General features: G+C 61.6%; 13 protein-coding genes. 4 read left to right on the plus strand and 9 right to left on the minus strand.

Annotated features, from left to right (window positions below):
- Positions 1-33 precede the first annotated feature (33 nt).
- Complete coding sequence (dksA, locus tag JFN90_RS01345) at positions 34-390, minus strand: RNA polymerase-binding protein DksA (RefSeq protein ID WP_199390699.1); 357 nt, start codon at positions 388-390, stop codon at positions 34-36.
- Positions 391-520: 130 nt separating this feature from the next.
- Complete coding sequence (gene radA, locus JFN90_RS01350; protein ID WP_199393303.1) at positions 521-1,882, minus strand: DNA repair protein RadA; 1,362 nt, start codon at positions 1,880-1,882, stop codon at positions 521-523.
- A 175-nt stretch (positions 1,883-2,057) separates the two neighbouring features.
- Here radA and JFN90_RS01355 point away from each other — a divergent pair, with 175 nt between their 5' ends.
- The gene (locus JFN90_RS01355) at positions 2,058-2,798 is read left to right on the plus strand and encodes an HD-GYP domain-containing protein (protein WP_328755197.1); all 741 of its coding nucleotides are present in this window, start codon (positions 2,058-2,060) and stop codon (positions 2,796-2,798) included.
- A gap of 1 nt (position 2,799) precedes the next feature.
- On the opposite strand, the gene JFN90_RS01360 is transcribed toward JFN90_RS01355, so the two are convergent.
- Complete coding sequence (locus tag JFN90_RS01360; RefSeq protein ID WP_199393304.1) at positions 2,800-3,375, minus strand: HEAT repeat domain-containing protein; 576 nt, start codon at positions 3,373-3,375, stop codon at positions 2,800-2,802.
- Between the two features lie 87 nt (positions 3,376-3,462).
- Here JFN90_RS01360 and JFN90_RS01365 point away from each other — a divergent pair, with 87 nt between their 5' ends.
- Complete coding sequence (locus tag JFN90_RS01365; protein WP_199393305.1) at positions 3,463-3,774, plus strand: hypothetical protein; 312 nt, start codon at positions 3,463-3,465, stop codon at positions 3,772-3,774.
- Positions 3,775-3,851: 77 nt separating this feature from the next.
- Positions 3,852-4,832 (plus strand): beta-ketoacyl-ACP synthase III, encoded by a 981-nt coding sequence (locus JFN90_RS01370; protein ID WP_199393306.1) that lies wholly within the window; start codon positions 3,852-3,854, stop codon positions 4,830-4,832.
- A 248-nt stretch (positions 4,833-5,080) separates the two neighbouring features.
- Here JFN90_RS01370 and JFN90_RS01375 read toward each other — a convergent pair whose 3' ends face one another.
- The 4 genes from JFN90_RS01375 to JFN90_RS01385 all read right to left on the minus strand — a co-directional run bounded on the left by JFN90_RS01375 (position 5,081) and on the right by JFN90_RS01385 (position 8,316).
- Positions 5,081-6,133 (minus strand): chemotaxis protein CheR, encoded by a 1,053-nt coding sequence (locus JFN90_RS01375; protein ID WP_199393307.1) that lies wholly within the window; start codon positions 6,131-6,133, stop codon positions 5,081-5,083.
- A 2-nt stretch (positions 6,134-6,135) separates the two neighbouring features.
- The gene (locus tag JFN90_RS01380) at positions 6,136-7,479 is read right to left on the minus strand and encodes an MATE family efflux transporter (RefSeq protein WP_199393308.1); all 1,344 of its coding nucleotides are present in this window, start codon (positions 7,477-7,479) and stop codon (positions 6,136-6,138) included.
- A 98-nt stretch (positions 7,480-7,577) separates the two neighbouring features.
- Positions 7,578-7,832, minus strand: coding sequence for a GSU3128 family (seleno)protein (locus JFN90_RS22345; protein WP_268898629.1), 255 nt, complete (start codon positions 7,830-7,832; stop codon positions 7,578-7,580).
- Positions 7,833-7,956: 124 nt separating this feature from the next.
- Entirely contained in the window at positions 7,957-8,316 is a 360-nt protein-coding gene (locus JFN90_RS01385) for a hypothetical protein (RefSeq protein ID WP_199393309.1), read from the minus strand.
- A gap of 240 nt (positions 8,317-8,556) precedes the next feature.
- Here JFN90_RS01385 and JFN90_RS01390 point away from each other — a divergent pair, with 240 nt between their 5' ends.
- Positions 8,557-9,888 carry a GAF domain-containing sensor histidine kinase gene (locus tag JFN90_RS01390; RefSeq protein WP_199393310.1) on the plus strand — a complete coding sequence of 444 codons (1,332 nt, stop codon included), beginning with the start codon at positions 8,557-8,559 and terminating at the stop codon, positions 9,886-9,888.
- A 75-nt stretch (positions 9,889-9,963) separates the two neighbouring features.
- Here JFN90_RS01390 and JFN90_RS01395 read toward each other — a convergent pair whose 3' ends face one another.
- Both JFN90_RS01395 and JFN90_RS01400 read right to left on the minus strand, forming a co-directional pair.
- Positions 9,964-10,350 carry a response regulator gene (locus tag JFN90_RS01395; RefSeq protein ID WP_199393311.1) on the minus strand — a complete coding sequence of 129 codons (387 nt, stop codon included), beginning with the start codon at positions 10,348-10,350 and terminating at the stop codon, positions 9,964-9,966.
- Positions 10,351-12,165 (minus strand): PAS domain-containing sensor histidine kinase, encoded by a 1,815-nt coding sequence (locus tag JFN90_RS01400; protein ID WP_199393312.1) that lies wholly within the window; start codon positions 12,163-12,165, stop codon positions 10,351-10,353.
- Positions 12,166-12,193 lie beyond the last annotated feature (28 nt).

The raw sequence follows: 12,193 nt of genomic DNA on the forward strand, positions 1-12,193 counted from the left end.
CCGAAGGACGAACAACTCGTGGGATGGGGAGAACTAGCGGAACCGTTCCTTCTTTTCTTGCTCCATCTTGCAGTCGATGCAGAGGGTGGTCACCGGACGGGCCTTCAGCCGCGCCTCGCTGATGTCCTCTTCGCACACTTCGCAGATGCCGAAGGTGCCTTGATCGATGCGGTTCAGCGCTTCCTGGATCTTGACGATCAGCTTGCGCTCGCGGTCCCGGATGCGCAGTTCGAAAGTGCGGTCCGATTCCTGGGTGGCACGGTCGGTCGGGTCAGGGAAGTTGGTCGTGTCGGAGTTCATTTCCATGACGGTCCGGCCGGCCTCTTCCAAGAGCGATCGTTTCTCTTCCTGCAGGATACCTCTGAAGTACTCGAGCTTTTCGGTATTCATGACACCTACCCTTTCTAATCAATACGACATTAAAGAGGATTTTTCTAAATTAGTAAAGTGATATTTTCCTCTTAACGAAAAGACGGCAAAAAATACGTTAATGTCCGCTGCCCCGGCTCCCAAAGCGGTTCTAGATGGCGTCCAGCGCCTCGGCGAGGGAGTTGACGCCGACCACTTTCATACCGGCGATTTCCTTTTTGGGCGCGTTCCCCTTGGGGACGATGGCGCGGGTGAAACCGTGCTTCACCCCTTCCTTGAGCCTCGACTCCCCGTTGGAGACCGGGCGTATCTCGCCAGAGAGGCCAACCTCCCCGAATACCAGCAGGTCCTGGGGCAGCACCGTGTTCCTGAAGCTGGATACGATGGCCAGGGCGACGGCAAGGTCCGCGCTGGTTTCCAGCACTCGGATGCCGCCCACCACGTTGACGAAGACGTCCTGGTCGGAGAGGACCAGCCCACCGTGCTTGGTGATCACGGCGAGGATCATGGCGATGCGGTTTTGGTCAAGGCCAATGCCGAGCCGGCGCGGCGAGCCGTACTGAGCCGACACCACCAGCGACTGGATCTCCACTAGCAGCGGCCTCGTTCCTTCCCAGAGCACGCTGATCAGGCTCCCGGGCGCCGCGTTCTCGGTGCGGGAGAGGAAGATGGCGGAGGGATTCTTTACCTCGCGCAGCCCACGCTCGGTCATGGCGAACACCCCGAGCTCGTTTACCGGCCCGAAGCGGTTCTTGGTGGTGCGCATCAGCCGGTAGCGGGCGTCCTCCGTGGAGGAGAGCATCACCTGGGTATCGACCATGTGCGACAGGGTCATGGGGCCCGCCAGCGACTGGTCCTTGGTGACGTGCCCGACCATGATCAGCACCACCCCCGAGGTCTTGGCGTAGCAGGTGAAGGCGGCGGCGGATTCACGCACCTGCGATACCCCGCCGGGCGCGGCGTCGATCCCGGCCGATTGCATCACCTGGATCGAGTCGATCACCACCACCTCGGGGCGCTCGCTCTGGGCCGCTTCCAGAACCCGCTCCACCGAGCTTTCGGCCAGCATCTTGACCCGGTCCAGCGGCAGCTGTAGCCGGCGGGCCCGCCCGGCGATCTGCTGCAGGGACTCCTCACCTGAGACGTAGAGCACCTCCTTGCTGGCCGCCGCGTGACACATGGTCTGCAGCAGGATGGTGCTTTTCCCCGCACCAGGGTCACCGCCGATCAGGATCACCGACCCGGGGACGAAGCCTCCTCCCAGCACGCGGTCGAATTCTTCGCTGCCGCTGGAGAAGCGGGCCTCCTCGGTGCAACTGACCTCGCCGAGCAGGGTCACCGTCGAGGTGGCGCCGGCGAACCCGTCGCGCCGGCCGGCACGGGGCTCGGCGCCCAGGCGCACCTCCTTGATGGTGCTCCAGGCGTCGCAGGCGCTGCAGTGCCCCTGCCATTTGGGATAAGTCGCGCCACAGTCGGAGCAGACGTACCCGGTCTTCACCTTTACCTTTGCCATACCCCCCCAAGCCCGCCGAGGGCGGGTGAAAAACTACGTAATCCTAAGCTTTTTGCTCAGCAGTGTCAACTCTGGCGCGCTTGTGGCGTCGGGCTGCCATTCAGTTGACAACGTTTCCCCGGCTAAGATAAAATCGTGGCTTCCTTTTAACGGTGTGCTCGAATCAGGAGGCCCGGTGGCGACTGCCGAGAAGAAAAGTGTAAAGTCACTATCGCCCAGTGAAATGGACCGGTTGTCCGAGCTCTGCCTCGACGCCGTCGGCGCACTGAGGGACATTTTCGCGGAGATCGGGAAAGGGTTGATCCCGGCCGCCGAGCCCCTCATGGACCGGGTGCGTGCCCTGGCCCACGCCGCCCGCAAGGACCCGGCATCCCTGCTGCAACTGGATCCGACCCGGGAGGATGACAGGTATACCTTCCAGCACAGCGTAAGCGTCGGGTTACTGGCGCTGGCGCTGGCGGCGTCGCTTGGGCACGAGGGCGAACAGGTGGCAGAGTGCGGCATGGCCGGGTTTCTCCACGACATCGGCAAGAGCAGGGTTGATCTGCACATCCTGGACAAGCCGGGGAAGCTTTCCGGGGACGAGGTGCTGGAGATGCAGAAGCACCCGGAATACGGCGCCGAGATCGTGCGCGGCATGGCGGGGGTGCCGGCGAGTGTGGTCGAGGCGGTGCTCGGGCACCACGTGCGTTTCGACCGGACCGGCTATCCGGAGTCAGCGCGCACCCTCTGTCTCGGAATACCGTGCGCCGTGGTCGCGGTGGCGGACTTCTACAATGCGACCACCACGCTCAGGGCCTACCAGCGCCCGATGCTGCGGGACGAGGCGGTCGAGGCGCTCAGAAGAGCGCGCGGCACCGTGCTGGACGACACCATTGTGGAAGGTTTCCTGGAACTTACGGACGGGGGAGTTTGAGTCAGGGGAGCTGCGCCAGAGCCGTGGCGGCGGCGGCGCGCGTCTTGTCGAAGGGTGAGGAGAGGAGCTTGATGATGGCGTCGGAGTGTGCTGCCACACCCATGCGCCCCAGGGCCAGTGCCGCCTCGGCATCCAAGATGCCGTCGTTGGCGTCGAGAAATGGGGTGAGCTTGGCTGCTGCGGCGGGGTTGCGGTAGCGCGAGACGGCCTCGATGGCCAGTGCCCGCACGGTCACGGCAGAATCTTGCAGCTTCTCAAGCAGCGTGGGGAGCGCATCGGGACGGGCCAGTTCTCCCAGGACCTTGACCGCGGCGCAGCGGATGTCCTCTTCGGGTCTCCCAACGCAGTAGTAGAGGATCGGCAGCACCTTGTCGTCGCTGATCCGCCCGAGGGCGTAGATGGCGGCCACCTTGGTGGCGCGGTCGCCGCGCTTCAGGCGGTCGAAGACGTCCTCAAGGCTCTCTGCCGCTTCCAGCGCCTCTAGCGCGGTCGATGCCGCTAAGCGCACCTCCGCATCCGGGTCCTTTAGCAGCGGGATGATGGCGTCGCGCCTTTTGATGCGTTCGACATGGTCCATAGCGATGATAACTAACAAAATTCGGCCGTCGGCACAACACAATTTAATCAATGCCCGCTCTGCGGCGGGCCACACAAGGAGATATGGATGGCAAACAGGATCAAATGCATCGCACTTTCCGCCCTGGTGCTCCCCGGGCTGGGGCAGCTGTACCGGGGTAGCCGCGTCAAGGGAGGGGTGATGCTCCTGCTCGATAATATTTTTCTGCTGGGAGGGTTGTTCATCGGGCTCAGGAGCGCTGGGAAGTTGCTGGCGGCCGGTACCCAGGGGCTCACCCCGGAACAGGTGCTGGCTGCGATCCAGATGGATTCCCCTTACGTAAAATGGCTTTTGGGCGGATTCATGATCGTTTGGGCCTATGGAGTCGTGGATGCCGCATTTTCCAAAGGAGATAATTGACAAACGTCATTTTATTGTGAGATAAGAGTAGCGTTTCCCGGCCGTTCAAGCGGGAACGAAGGGAGGCGCTCTCTACAATGATACGTGCGGAAATCCTGGGAACCGGCGGCTACGTTCCGGCGCAAGTCGTTCCCAATGCTCACTTCGATTACTTGGTGGATGACGCGGACCAGTGGATCCACTCCCGGACCGGCATCCGGCAAAGACACTTCGCGACAGCAGAGGAATCGACCTCCGATCTCGCCACCAACGCCGCTCTCCTCGCCCTCGAAAACGCCGACATCGATCCCCTCGAGCTCGACTGCATCATCGTCGCCACCTCCACCCCCGACATGATCCTTCCGGCCACCGCCTGCATGGTGCAGAAGAACATCGGCGCCGCCAAGGCCTTCGCCTTCGACATGAACGCGGTCTGCAGCAGCTTCATCTACGGCATTGAGGTGGCGGACAACCTGATCCGATCCGGGAAGTACCGTAAGGTGCTCCTGATAGGCGCGGACACCTATTCCAAGATCCTCGATATGGACGACAAGACCACCGCGCCGCTCTTTGGCGACGGCGCCGGGGCGATCATCTTGGGGGCTGGACTGTCGGGGAAGGGGATCCAGCAATCCGTGATGCAAAGCGACGGCAACGGCTGGGAGCTGATCCAGGTGCCTTCCTCGGGATCGAGGAAGCCAGTCAGCGCCGAAAGCATCGCAGCCAAGGAGAACACCTTCAGGATGGCGGGCAAAAGCGTATTCAGCTTCGCCACCGATGTCATCCCCCGCATCATAACCGATCTCGCCGAGCGCGGCGGGGTGAAGCCGGAAGAGATCGACCACATCATTCCGCACCAAGCCAACGTGCGCATCATCGACTTCATTTCCAAGAAGACGGGGATCCCGAAGGAGAAGTTCCTGCTCAACCTGGACCGTTACGGCAACACCGCCGCAGGCTCGGTGGGACTGGCCCTGGACGAGAACCGGAGAAACGGCGTGATCAAGCCCGGGGAACTGGTGCTGATGATGGGGTTCGGCGGCGGGCTTTCCTGGGGAGGCGTGCTGTTCAGGGCGTAAAGGCCGGGAAGGCAAGATCGAGACTGAGACAAAGATAAAGACTGAGCAAAAACGGAGATGACAAAAGGGGATGGGCCTGCCGGCACCGTCCCCTTTTTTTGGCTATGTTAGCCATTCGTGGTGGCGCCGAAAGAGGGGACTGGCTCCGTCAGGTGCCTGTCCCCTTAGGCTTGGGTAGTCGGGTTGGGCAGAGCGGAGCGTTCCGCTAAAGGGACAGGCACCTGGCGGAGCCAGTCCCTTCTGCTATCCTACGCGGCCTTTCTCCCGGCAATCCCCTCTGGGACCTCTATCGGAGTGAGGCCGTGGCGCCGCAGCTCGTCGACCAGCGCCGCTCGCGGGACCCGCAGGCGCCAGCCGGCGTGAAAACGGTCGGCGGCAAGGAGCAGCCCGCCGGGGGCGAGCCGGGCGGCAAGCCCGGCGAAGGCGGCTGCCAGGTGGGCCGGCTCGTGCAGCAGTGGCCCTCCCAGCAGCCCGTTGCACAGCACCAGGTGGTAGGGCTCCCCCTGCGGCGCGGCGTCGACCCGGTCCAGGTAGAACTGCAGGGCGGGCCTAGGGGTGCCGTCAAATAAAGGCCGGACCCGGTCCCGGTACTCGCGCTGCCGCTCCCGGTCGTGCGGGAAGTGGAGATGGGCGGCGGCGAACAGTTCGATCGGCTCCAGGGTCGAGCCGTGCACGCAACTGCCAGCGCTAAGCCCCGCCTCCGCAACAAGCTGTGCAACTTGGTAGGTTCCCTCGCCGCTGCCGCAGGCGGCATCGAGAACCCGGATTCCCGTCAAGCAATGTCCTGCCTGCTCGCCAAGCCACCCCGCCAGCCAGCGGTACTGCTCCCGGTAGCGGTCGAAGCCCCCGCCGAAGTGCTGGGGCAGCATCAGGGTAAACAAAAACGTCGCGCGCGCATCCTCATCCTGGGCTAGCCGAAGCAAGGCCGGAGCGGGATCGGCACAACGCAGTCGCGGCGCGAGCTTCTGGAGCAGGTCGATCCAACTTGCCGAGCTGTGCAGGTAGCTTCCGGAGAGAAGCGGGTCGAAGCGGCAGCTGCGGCGCAGGATCAGCTCGAACAGGGCACGGGGGCGGGCCAAAGGGAAGAGCACCTCGGTCAGCCCCCGCATTTCGTTGGTGACGGCAAGACCGGGAGCCCACAAGGGGAGGGGGTAGCTGGCGGCGTAGCTCGCGAACTCGGCGGAGATCAGCTCAATGCGCCGTTCCAGCGTGGCGTCGAGCAGCGAACCGGGGACCAGGAGCCGTGCCAGTCGCCGCCGGATCTCACTGTCGTCGATGGTGGGGATGAAGGAAAGTGGCATCGTCAGATGATGACCTGGTGCAGGTCGCGGCGCTGGTAACGCCACCAGAAGGCGCCGGCACGGAAGAACCAGTCGAGCAGGAAGACGCTCCAGACGGCGTACAGGGAAAGCTGCAGGGGAACCGCGGCGATGTAGGAGAGGAGTACCCGGATGCCCCACATGGAAACCAGGGTGACCAGGAAGACGTAATGGGTGTCACCGGTGCCGCGCAGGCTCCCGGCATAGACGAACGAGATGGCGAGCGGCACCTGCGCGAAGGCGACCAGCCGCAAAAAGACGCTTCCCTTTTCGATGACATCAGGGTCGTGGGTGAACAGTGCGATCAGGTGGTGCGGCAGGAAGAAGAAGAGCAGGGCCATACAACCCATGACCAGGACGGCGAGCCGGAGCGCCTCGGTGTGGCTCATGTGGGCGCGCCTGAGTTTCCTGGCGCCGATGGATTGCCCCATCAGGGTCGCGGCCGCGATCCCCATTCCCGCCCCGGGCATGAAAGAGAGCGATTCGATAGAAAGGCCGATCTGGTGCGCGGCGTAGGCGGCGGTGCCGAAGCCGATGATGAACTTGGAGTAGAAAAGCTGCCCGGATTGCTGCGCGATCCGCTCCAGCGCCACCGGGTAGCCGATGGCGATCACCTTTCTCAACAAGGCCAAATCTGGCCGGCTGATCTTCAGGTAACCCTTTCGGAGCGCCTGGATCAAGAGGTAGCTGAAACCGACGGCCTCGGAAATGTTGATGGCGTAGGCCGCCCCGAGAACACCATAGCGCGGAAAACCAAAGTGGCCGTAGATGAGCGGATAGGCGATGGCGACGTGCAGGACGTTCACCAGCAGGATCCCTTCCATCGGGGTGCGGGTGTTGCCGGTCCCCTGCATGATGGCGGACAGGATGTTGAGGCCGGCGGTGAAGGCGAAGTAGAGAAAAACCAGGCGGATGTAGTCCGAGGCGTAGCCCAGGACGTCGGCGCTCGCCCCCAGAAAAACGGCAATGTCCCTGCCGAAGCCGATTCCGAGCAGGGTGGCTGCGACGGTGAGGACGGCGCACAATAGCACCGATGCGAAGGCCGTCTTGCGGGCTTCCAGGCGCCGGCCGGCACCCCAGAGATGGGCGATGACCACGTTGGCGCCGGTGGAAAATCCCCAAAACACGGTCATGGTGACGAAGATGAGGAGTTGCCCGAGGCCGGTGGCGGCGATGGCCGCCGCCCCGAGACCGCCCACCATGAAGATGTCCACGATGGAGACCAGACGCTGGAACAGCGAGGAAAGGAGCACCGGCATCGACAGCGCTGCGACGTTGCGGCGAATCGAGACCCGTTTGGTGGATTTTCTGAAAGTGAGACGTCTCAAGATGGCAAAACCCTAAAAGAAACAGGGATGAAGGGGATAAAAGGGCTGAAACACCCGCTTTATCCCTTCATCCCATTTCCTCGTTATCCCTGTTAGTCCTACAGTTCTTTTAAAACGTCTTCCTGGCTGCGCACGAAATTCTTGGCCCGTCCCGACGGCGCGATGATGCCGTAGGCCAGGGCCTCGTTCAGTTCCGCTTCGGTGGCGCCTGCTTCCTTCGCGACCGCGAAGTGCTTCTTCAGTCAATCAGGACAGCCGACGGCCACGGCGCAGGCGACACGGATCAGTTCCCGATACTTGACCTCGAGAACTTCCTCATACTCAAAATCGAGGATTTTCTTGCGGATTTTCATGGTCCACCTCCTTGCAGGGGAGCGGTCTGACGAGCGTCTACATAACTAGCACAAACGCGCGCCTCTGGAAACCTTAACCTGCGCTGTCGGACGGGGGAGGGGGGAGCCCGCGGGGCTTTTGGGGCTACTCCATGGCTGGGTGGTCAACCGGGTGCGGAGCGTCGGTGAGTTTCCTGACCGCGAGGGTCATGCCGCGGACCTTGGACTCGAACTCGCCGTAGGCGCGGGCGATCTCACCTTCGGCGCTCGCCACCAACGCATTCAGCTTCCGCTCGGCGGCCTCGAGGTCCCTGCGGTACTGGTCCAACTGTTCGTCGACGTCCATCAGCATGTTCTCCAGCTTCCAGCGCCGGTTGGCCGGGGTAAGGGAGTAGTCGTTGAGGATGGCAGTGATATCGTTCTCGGTACTGCGCAAAAGCGCCTCCGCTTCCCTTCTCTTTTTGATCGCCTGCCGTGTCTTCTCCAACGAAATGATCTTGGCCATGCTTTCCCTGCTCATTAATGCTGCGGTTTCGCCACCAAACCTCCACATGATATTTGATTTCTGCGAGCAGTGTAAATACCTAAAATCGAGAGGAAAATTTCATCATGGGCTGACACATCCCGGCCGTGGAGGAAAAAGGTGACGGCGACTTTCCCGGTCCCGCGAAGCCGTCGTGCTTGAAAGGGAAGAAAATACTGGTACTTTTCCACCTGTGCTGTTGGCCACTATCGCGGGAAGCAAATGAAAAATTCTGATTTCAGTAACATCTCGACCCATGTTGGCGATCCCACCCGACTAGCGGCGCTACGCGCCGTGGCGCTGCTCGACACCCCCGCCGAGGAAGCCTTCGACCGACTGACCCGGTTGGCATCCCAGTTCGCCGATGCCCCGGTCTCACTGGTCAGCCTGATCGATTCAGACCGGCAGTTCTTCAAGAGTTGCCGCGGGCTCCCCGAGCCGTGGCAGTCCAGGCGAGAGACCCCGCTCAGCCACTCCTTTTGCCAGTACAACCGCGTGGCCAACCAGCCGCTGATCATCGAGGACGCACGGGTCCACCCCTTCTTTAAGGACAACCCGGCGATAAAGGACCTCAACGTCATCGCCTACCTTGGCATCCCCCTGGCCACCGTCGACGGCTACATCCTCGGCTCGTTCTGTGTCATCGATTCCAGGGCTCGGAAATGGACCTCGGCGCAGGTATCGGTGATCGAGGACCTCGCGGCATCGGTGATGACCGAGATCCAGCTCCGCACCGAGATCCGCACCAGGATTTCGGCGGAGAAAAGGATGCAGGAGAAACACGAGGAGCTGTGCCTGGCCCACCGGGATTTGCAGCGGGAAAGCGCCGAGCGGCTGCGGACCGCGGAGCAGTTGAGGCAGATGGACCAGATGCTGATCCAGCAGGGGCGTTTGGCCGCGATGGGCGAGATGATCAGCAACATCGCGCACCAGTGGCGCCAGCCGCTCAACGTGCTCGCCCTGCTGGCCCAGGACCTCCCCATGACCTACCGGCTGGGAGAACTCGACGAGCGGTACCTCGACGACAAGGTGCGCAGGATGATGGAGGCCATCGCCCACATGTCGCGCACCATCGACACGTTCAGGAACTTCTTCAGCCCCGGCAAGGACAAGGTGCGTTTCCGGGTGCTGGATGCAGTGGAAAAAACCGTCTCGCTGGTGGATACCAGCCTGCAGGAACTGAACATCAAAATAGAGGTTTTCTCGTCGGCGGATCCCATGATCGATGGCTATCCCAGCGAGTACGCCCAGGTGCTGCTCAACATCCTGATCAATGCCAGGGATGTGTTCCTGGCCAGAAAGGTGGAGCATCCGTCGATCAGGATCGAGGTAGGCGAGGAGGATGGGCGCTCGCTGGTGATGCTCAGGGACAACGGAGGAGGGATTCCCGAGGAAATTTCGGACCGGATCTTCGATCCCTACTTCAGCACCAAGGGTCCCCAGGGGACCGGCATCGGCCTCTACATGTCCAAGATGATCATAGAGAGAAACATGGGAGGGTCGCTCACGGCCGGGAATGCCGACGGCGGGGCGATGTTCCGCGTTAAGGTATGAAACGAGTGACGGGCAGGGGGAGTCGGCGATGGGGTGCTGGAACCCGATGGCTGCGGAGAGTTGGGTAACGGTTTTTCAGCACACTTTGGCGAGAGCTTCCTCGATGGCCGTGAACAGCTTGTCATAGTCAACAGGCTTCGGGACGAAGTAGTCGATGTTCAAGCCGCTGTTGACGGTTTCGCTGAAAGAAGCATCCCCACTGTCTGCGCTGATCATGATGATGATGGTTTCCGGATGGCTTTCCCGCACTATCCGCGCCAGCTGCACCCCATCCATCTCAGGCATCTTTATGTCGGTGAGCACCAGTTCCGGGAGCTGCTCATTGAAGATTTTCAGGCCCTCTCGGCCGTTGCTGGCAGTGAACACCTCCACGTTCCTGAATTTGCGTTCGAGTACCGACGCGAGAATTTGCAGTGACAGCGCATCGTCCTCGATTATGACCATCTTGCATCTGTTTTTCACTCACACCTCTATTCTGAACTCTGCGCCTGCTCCTGTGTTTCGCACCGTTACCGACCCGCCCATGTTCTTCTCTATGATGGTTTTCGACATGAAGAGGCCGACGCCGGTTCCGGCCTGCGGGCCTTTCGTCGTGAAGTAGGGGTCGAAGATTTTCCCGATGACCTCCTCGGGAATGCCTCCGGCATTATCCACAATGGTGGTGACGGCCCTGCTGTTTTCGGAAGTCACCTTGATGATCACCTTGGGAGCCGCCACGTGCCGTTCCATCAGTGCGTCCCTGGCATTGATGAGTATGTTCAGCAGGGCCTGGGAAAACTCGTTGGGATATCCCTCTACTACGGGATCCGCATCGGTCTCGACTTCAACCGCGATCCTCTGTCCCTCCAGGCTCCCTGCCAAAAGGGATATGGTTCTGACCACCTCGTCCTTGACGTGGAAGAGAACCTTGGTTTTGTTGGGCTTGAAGAAGTTGCGGAAATCATCGATGGTGCGGGACATGTGCTGGATGAGTTCCATCGCTTTCTTGGCACTTTGTTCCATGTACTCCTGGTCCACCTCGCCCAAGGCGTAGTAAAGCGGAGCCTGTTGAACCAGTAGCCCCAGGGAGTTCAACGGCTGACGCCACTGGTGCGCTATGTTGCCGATCATCTCGCCCAGGGCTGCGTGACGGCTCTGGTGGATCAGCATCTGCTCGTTATTGCGCAGCTCTTCCACAGCCCGCAGGCGTTCCACCGTCTCGCTTTGCAGCGCCTGCTCAGCCTCCTTGCGCAGCACCGACTGGTGCAATGTCTCCAGGGCAAAGGAAACCTCGGTGCTCATCTGTTGCAGCAGGTCGACCTGCTGCGCGTCGAAGAAATTCTTTTCATCGGCATAAAGCGTGAGAGCTCCGATGACGTCCTCATCCTGCTTGATGACCACGCTGGCCACTGCATAAAGGCCGTGGGCATGTGCCTTGATCCGCCAGGGGCGGGTGGTCTCGTCCGCCAGGAAGTCGTTGCAGATGTAATAGGTGCCTTCGCTGATGGCAAGGTTGACGGGGCGCATCCCGTCAGCGTCGGTGCCAGCGCCGCTCTCCAGTCCGTCCAGATAACCGGTTTCTCCGCATGCGGCGGCAGTCTTGACGGCTCCCGACGCTTCGTCAATCAATCCGACGCAGGCGAGCCGGAATCCGCCAGCCTCCACGGCGACCCTGCAGAATTCGTGGTAGATGGATGCAGGGCTTGCAGCGTGAACGATGGCGTGGTTGGTGCCACTTAGCATGGCGTAGAGCCGGTTCAGGCGGAGGATCGTCCTCTCCGTCTGCTTGCGCTGTGTGATGTCGGTGACGATGACGCTGACCGCTCCCGCCTCGGAGGGGCCCATGGAACAGCAGGAAACCAGCACCGGGAGGGGGGCACCGCTGTGGGTGACCAGCGAGATTTCATGCTTGCTGAACTCTTCTCTGCACTTCCTGATCCGGGCGTTGAAGAAGGGGACATCTGCCGGTGCGACGTAGGATGCGAGCGGCGAGCCTATGATCTTTTCCATCGGATACTGGAGCATGGCGGCAAAGCGGGTGTTGCAATACAGGATGGAGCCGTCGCTGCCCATGGTGATGGCTCCCTCGCTCATGGTCTCCACCAGGACCCGGTACGGGTGCTCGGCTCCCTGGAGGGTGAAGATCTGGGAGCCTTCGGGGGTGGCAACCACCACGGCGTCCACGGAACCGCTTTGAATGGCCTCCAGAATCTGCTCCGTCTCCTCCAGACGGCGCGACAGCTCCTCAATCTGCGCCTCGAGCTCTTCGCGGCTTTTGGGAGTATCACTCAAAGGCATAAACGCGCACCTCCTCGCAAACGGTCGG

The sequence above is a fragment of the Geomonas propionica genome (assembly GCF_016458235.1).
GTDB lineage: Bacteria > Desulfobacterota > Desulfuromonadia > Geobacterales > Geobacteraceae > Geomonas > Geomonas propionica.

What these genes read in the sequence shown, in the direction of transcription:
- dksA (WP_199390699.1), bottom strand. Translation starts at nt 390, where the DNA reads ATGAATACCGAAAAGCTCGAGTACTTCAGAGGTATCCTGCAGGAAGAG.
- JFN90_RS01365 (WP_199393305.1), top strand. Translation starts at nt 3,463, where the DNA reads ATGGCAAACAGGATCAAATGCATCGCACTTTCCGCCCTGGTGCTCCCC.
- radA (WP_199393303.1), bottom strand. Translation starts at nt 1,882, where the DNA reads ATGGCAAAGGTAAAGGTGAAGACCGGGTACGTCTGCTCCGACTGTGGC.
- JFN90_RS01360 (WP_199393304.1), bottom strand. Translation starts at nt 3,375, where the DNA reads ATGGACCATGTCGAACGCATCAAAAGGCGCGACGCCATCATCCCGCTG.
- JFN90_RS01385 (WP_199393309.1), bottom strand. Translation starts at nt 8,316, where the DNA reads ATGGCCAAGATCATTTCGTTGGAGAAGACACGGCAGGCGATCAAAAAG.
- JFN90_RS01400 (WP_199393312.1), bottom strand. Translation starts at nt 12,165, where the DNA reads ATGCCTTTGAGTGATACTCCCAAAAGCCGCGAAGAGCTCGAGGCGCAG.
- JFN90_RS01390 (WP_199393310.1), top strand. Translation starts at nt 8,557, where the DNA reads ATGAAAAATTCTGATTTCAGTAACATCTCGACCCATGTTGGCGATCCC.
- JFN90_RS01375 (WP_199393307.1), bottom strand. Translation starts at nt 6,133, where the DNA reads ATGCCACTTTCCTTCATCCCCACCATCGACGACAGTGAGATCCGGCGG.
- JFN90_RS01370 (WP_199393306.1), top strand. Translation starts at nt 3,852, where the DNA reads ATGATACGTGCGGAAATCCTGGGAACCGGCGGCTACGTTCCGGCGCAA.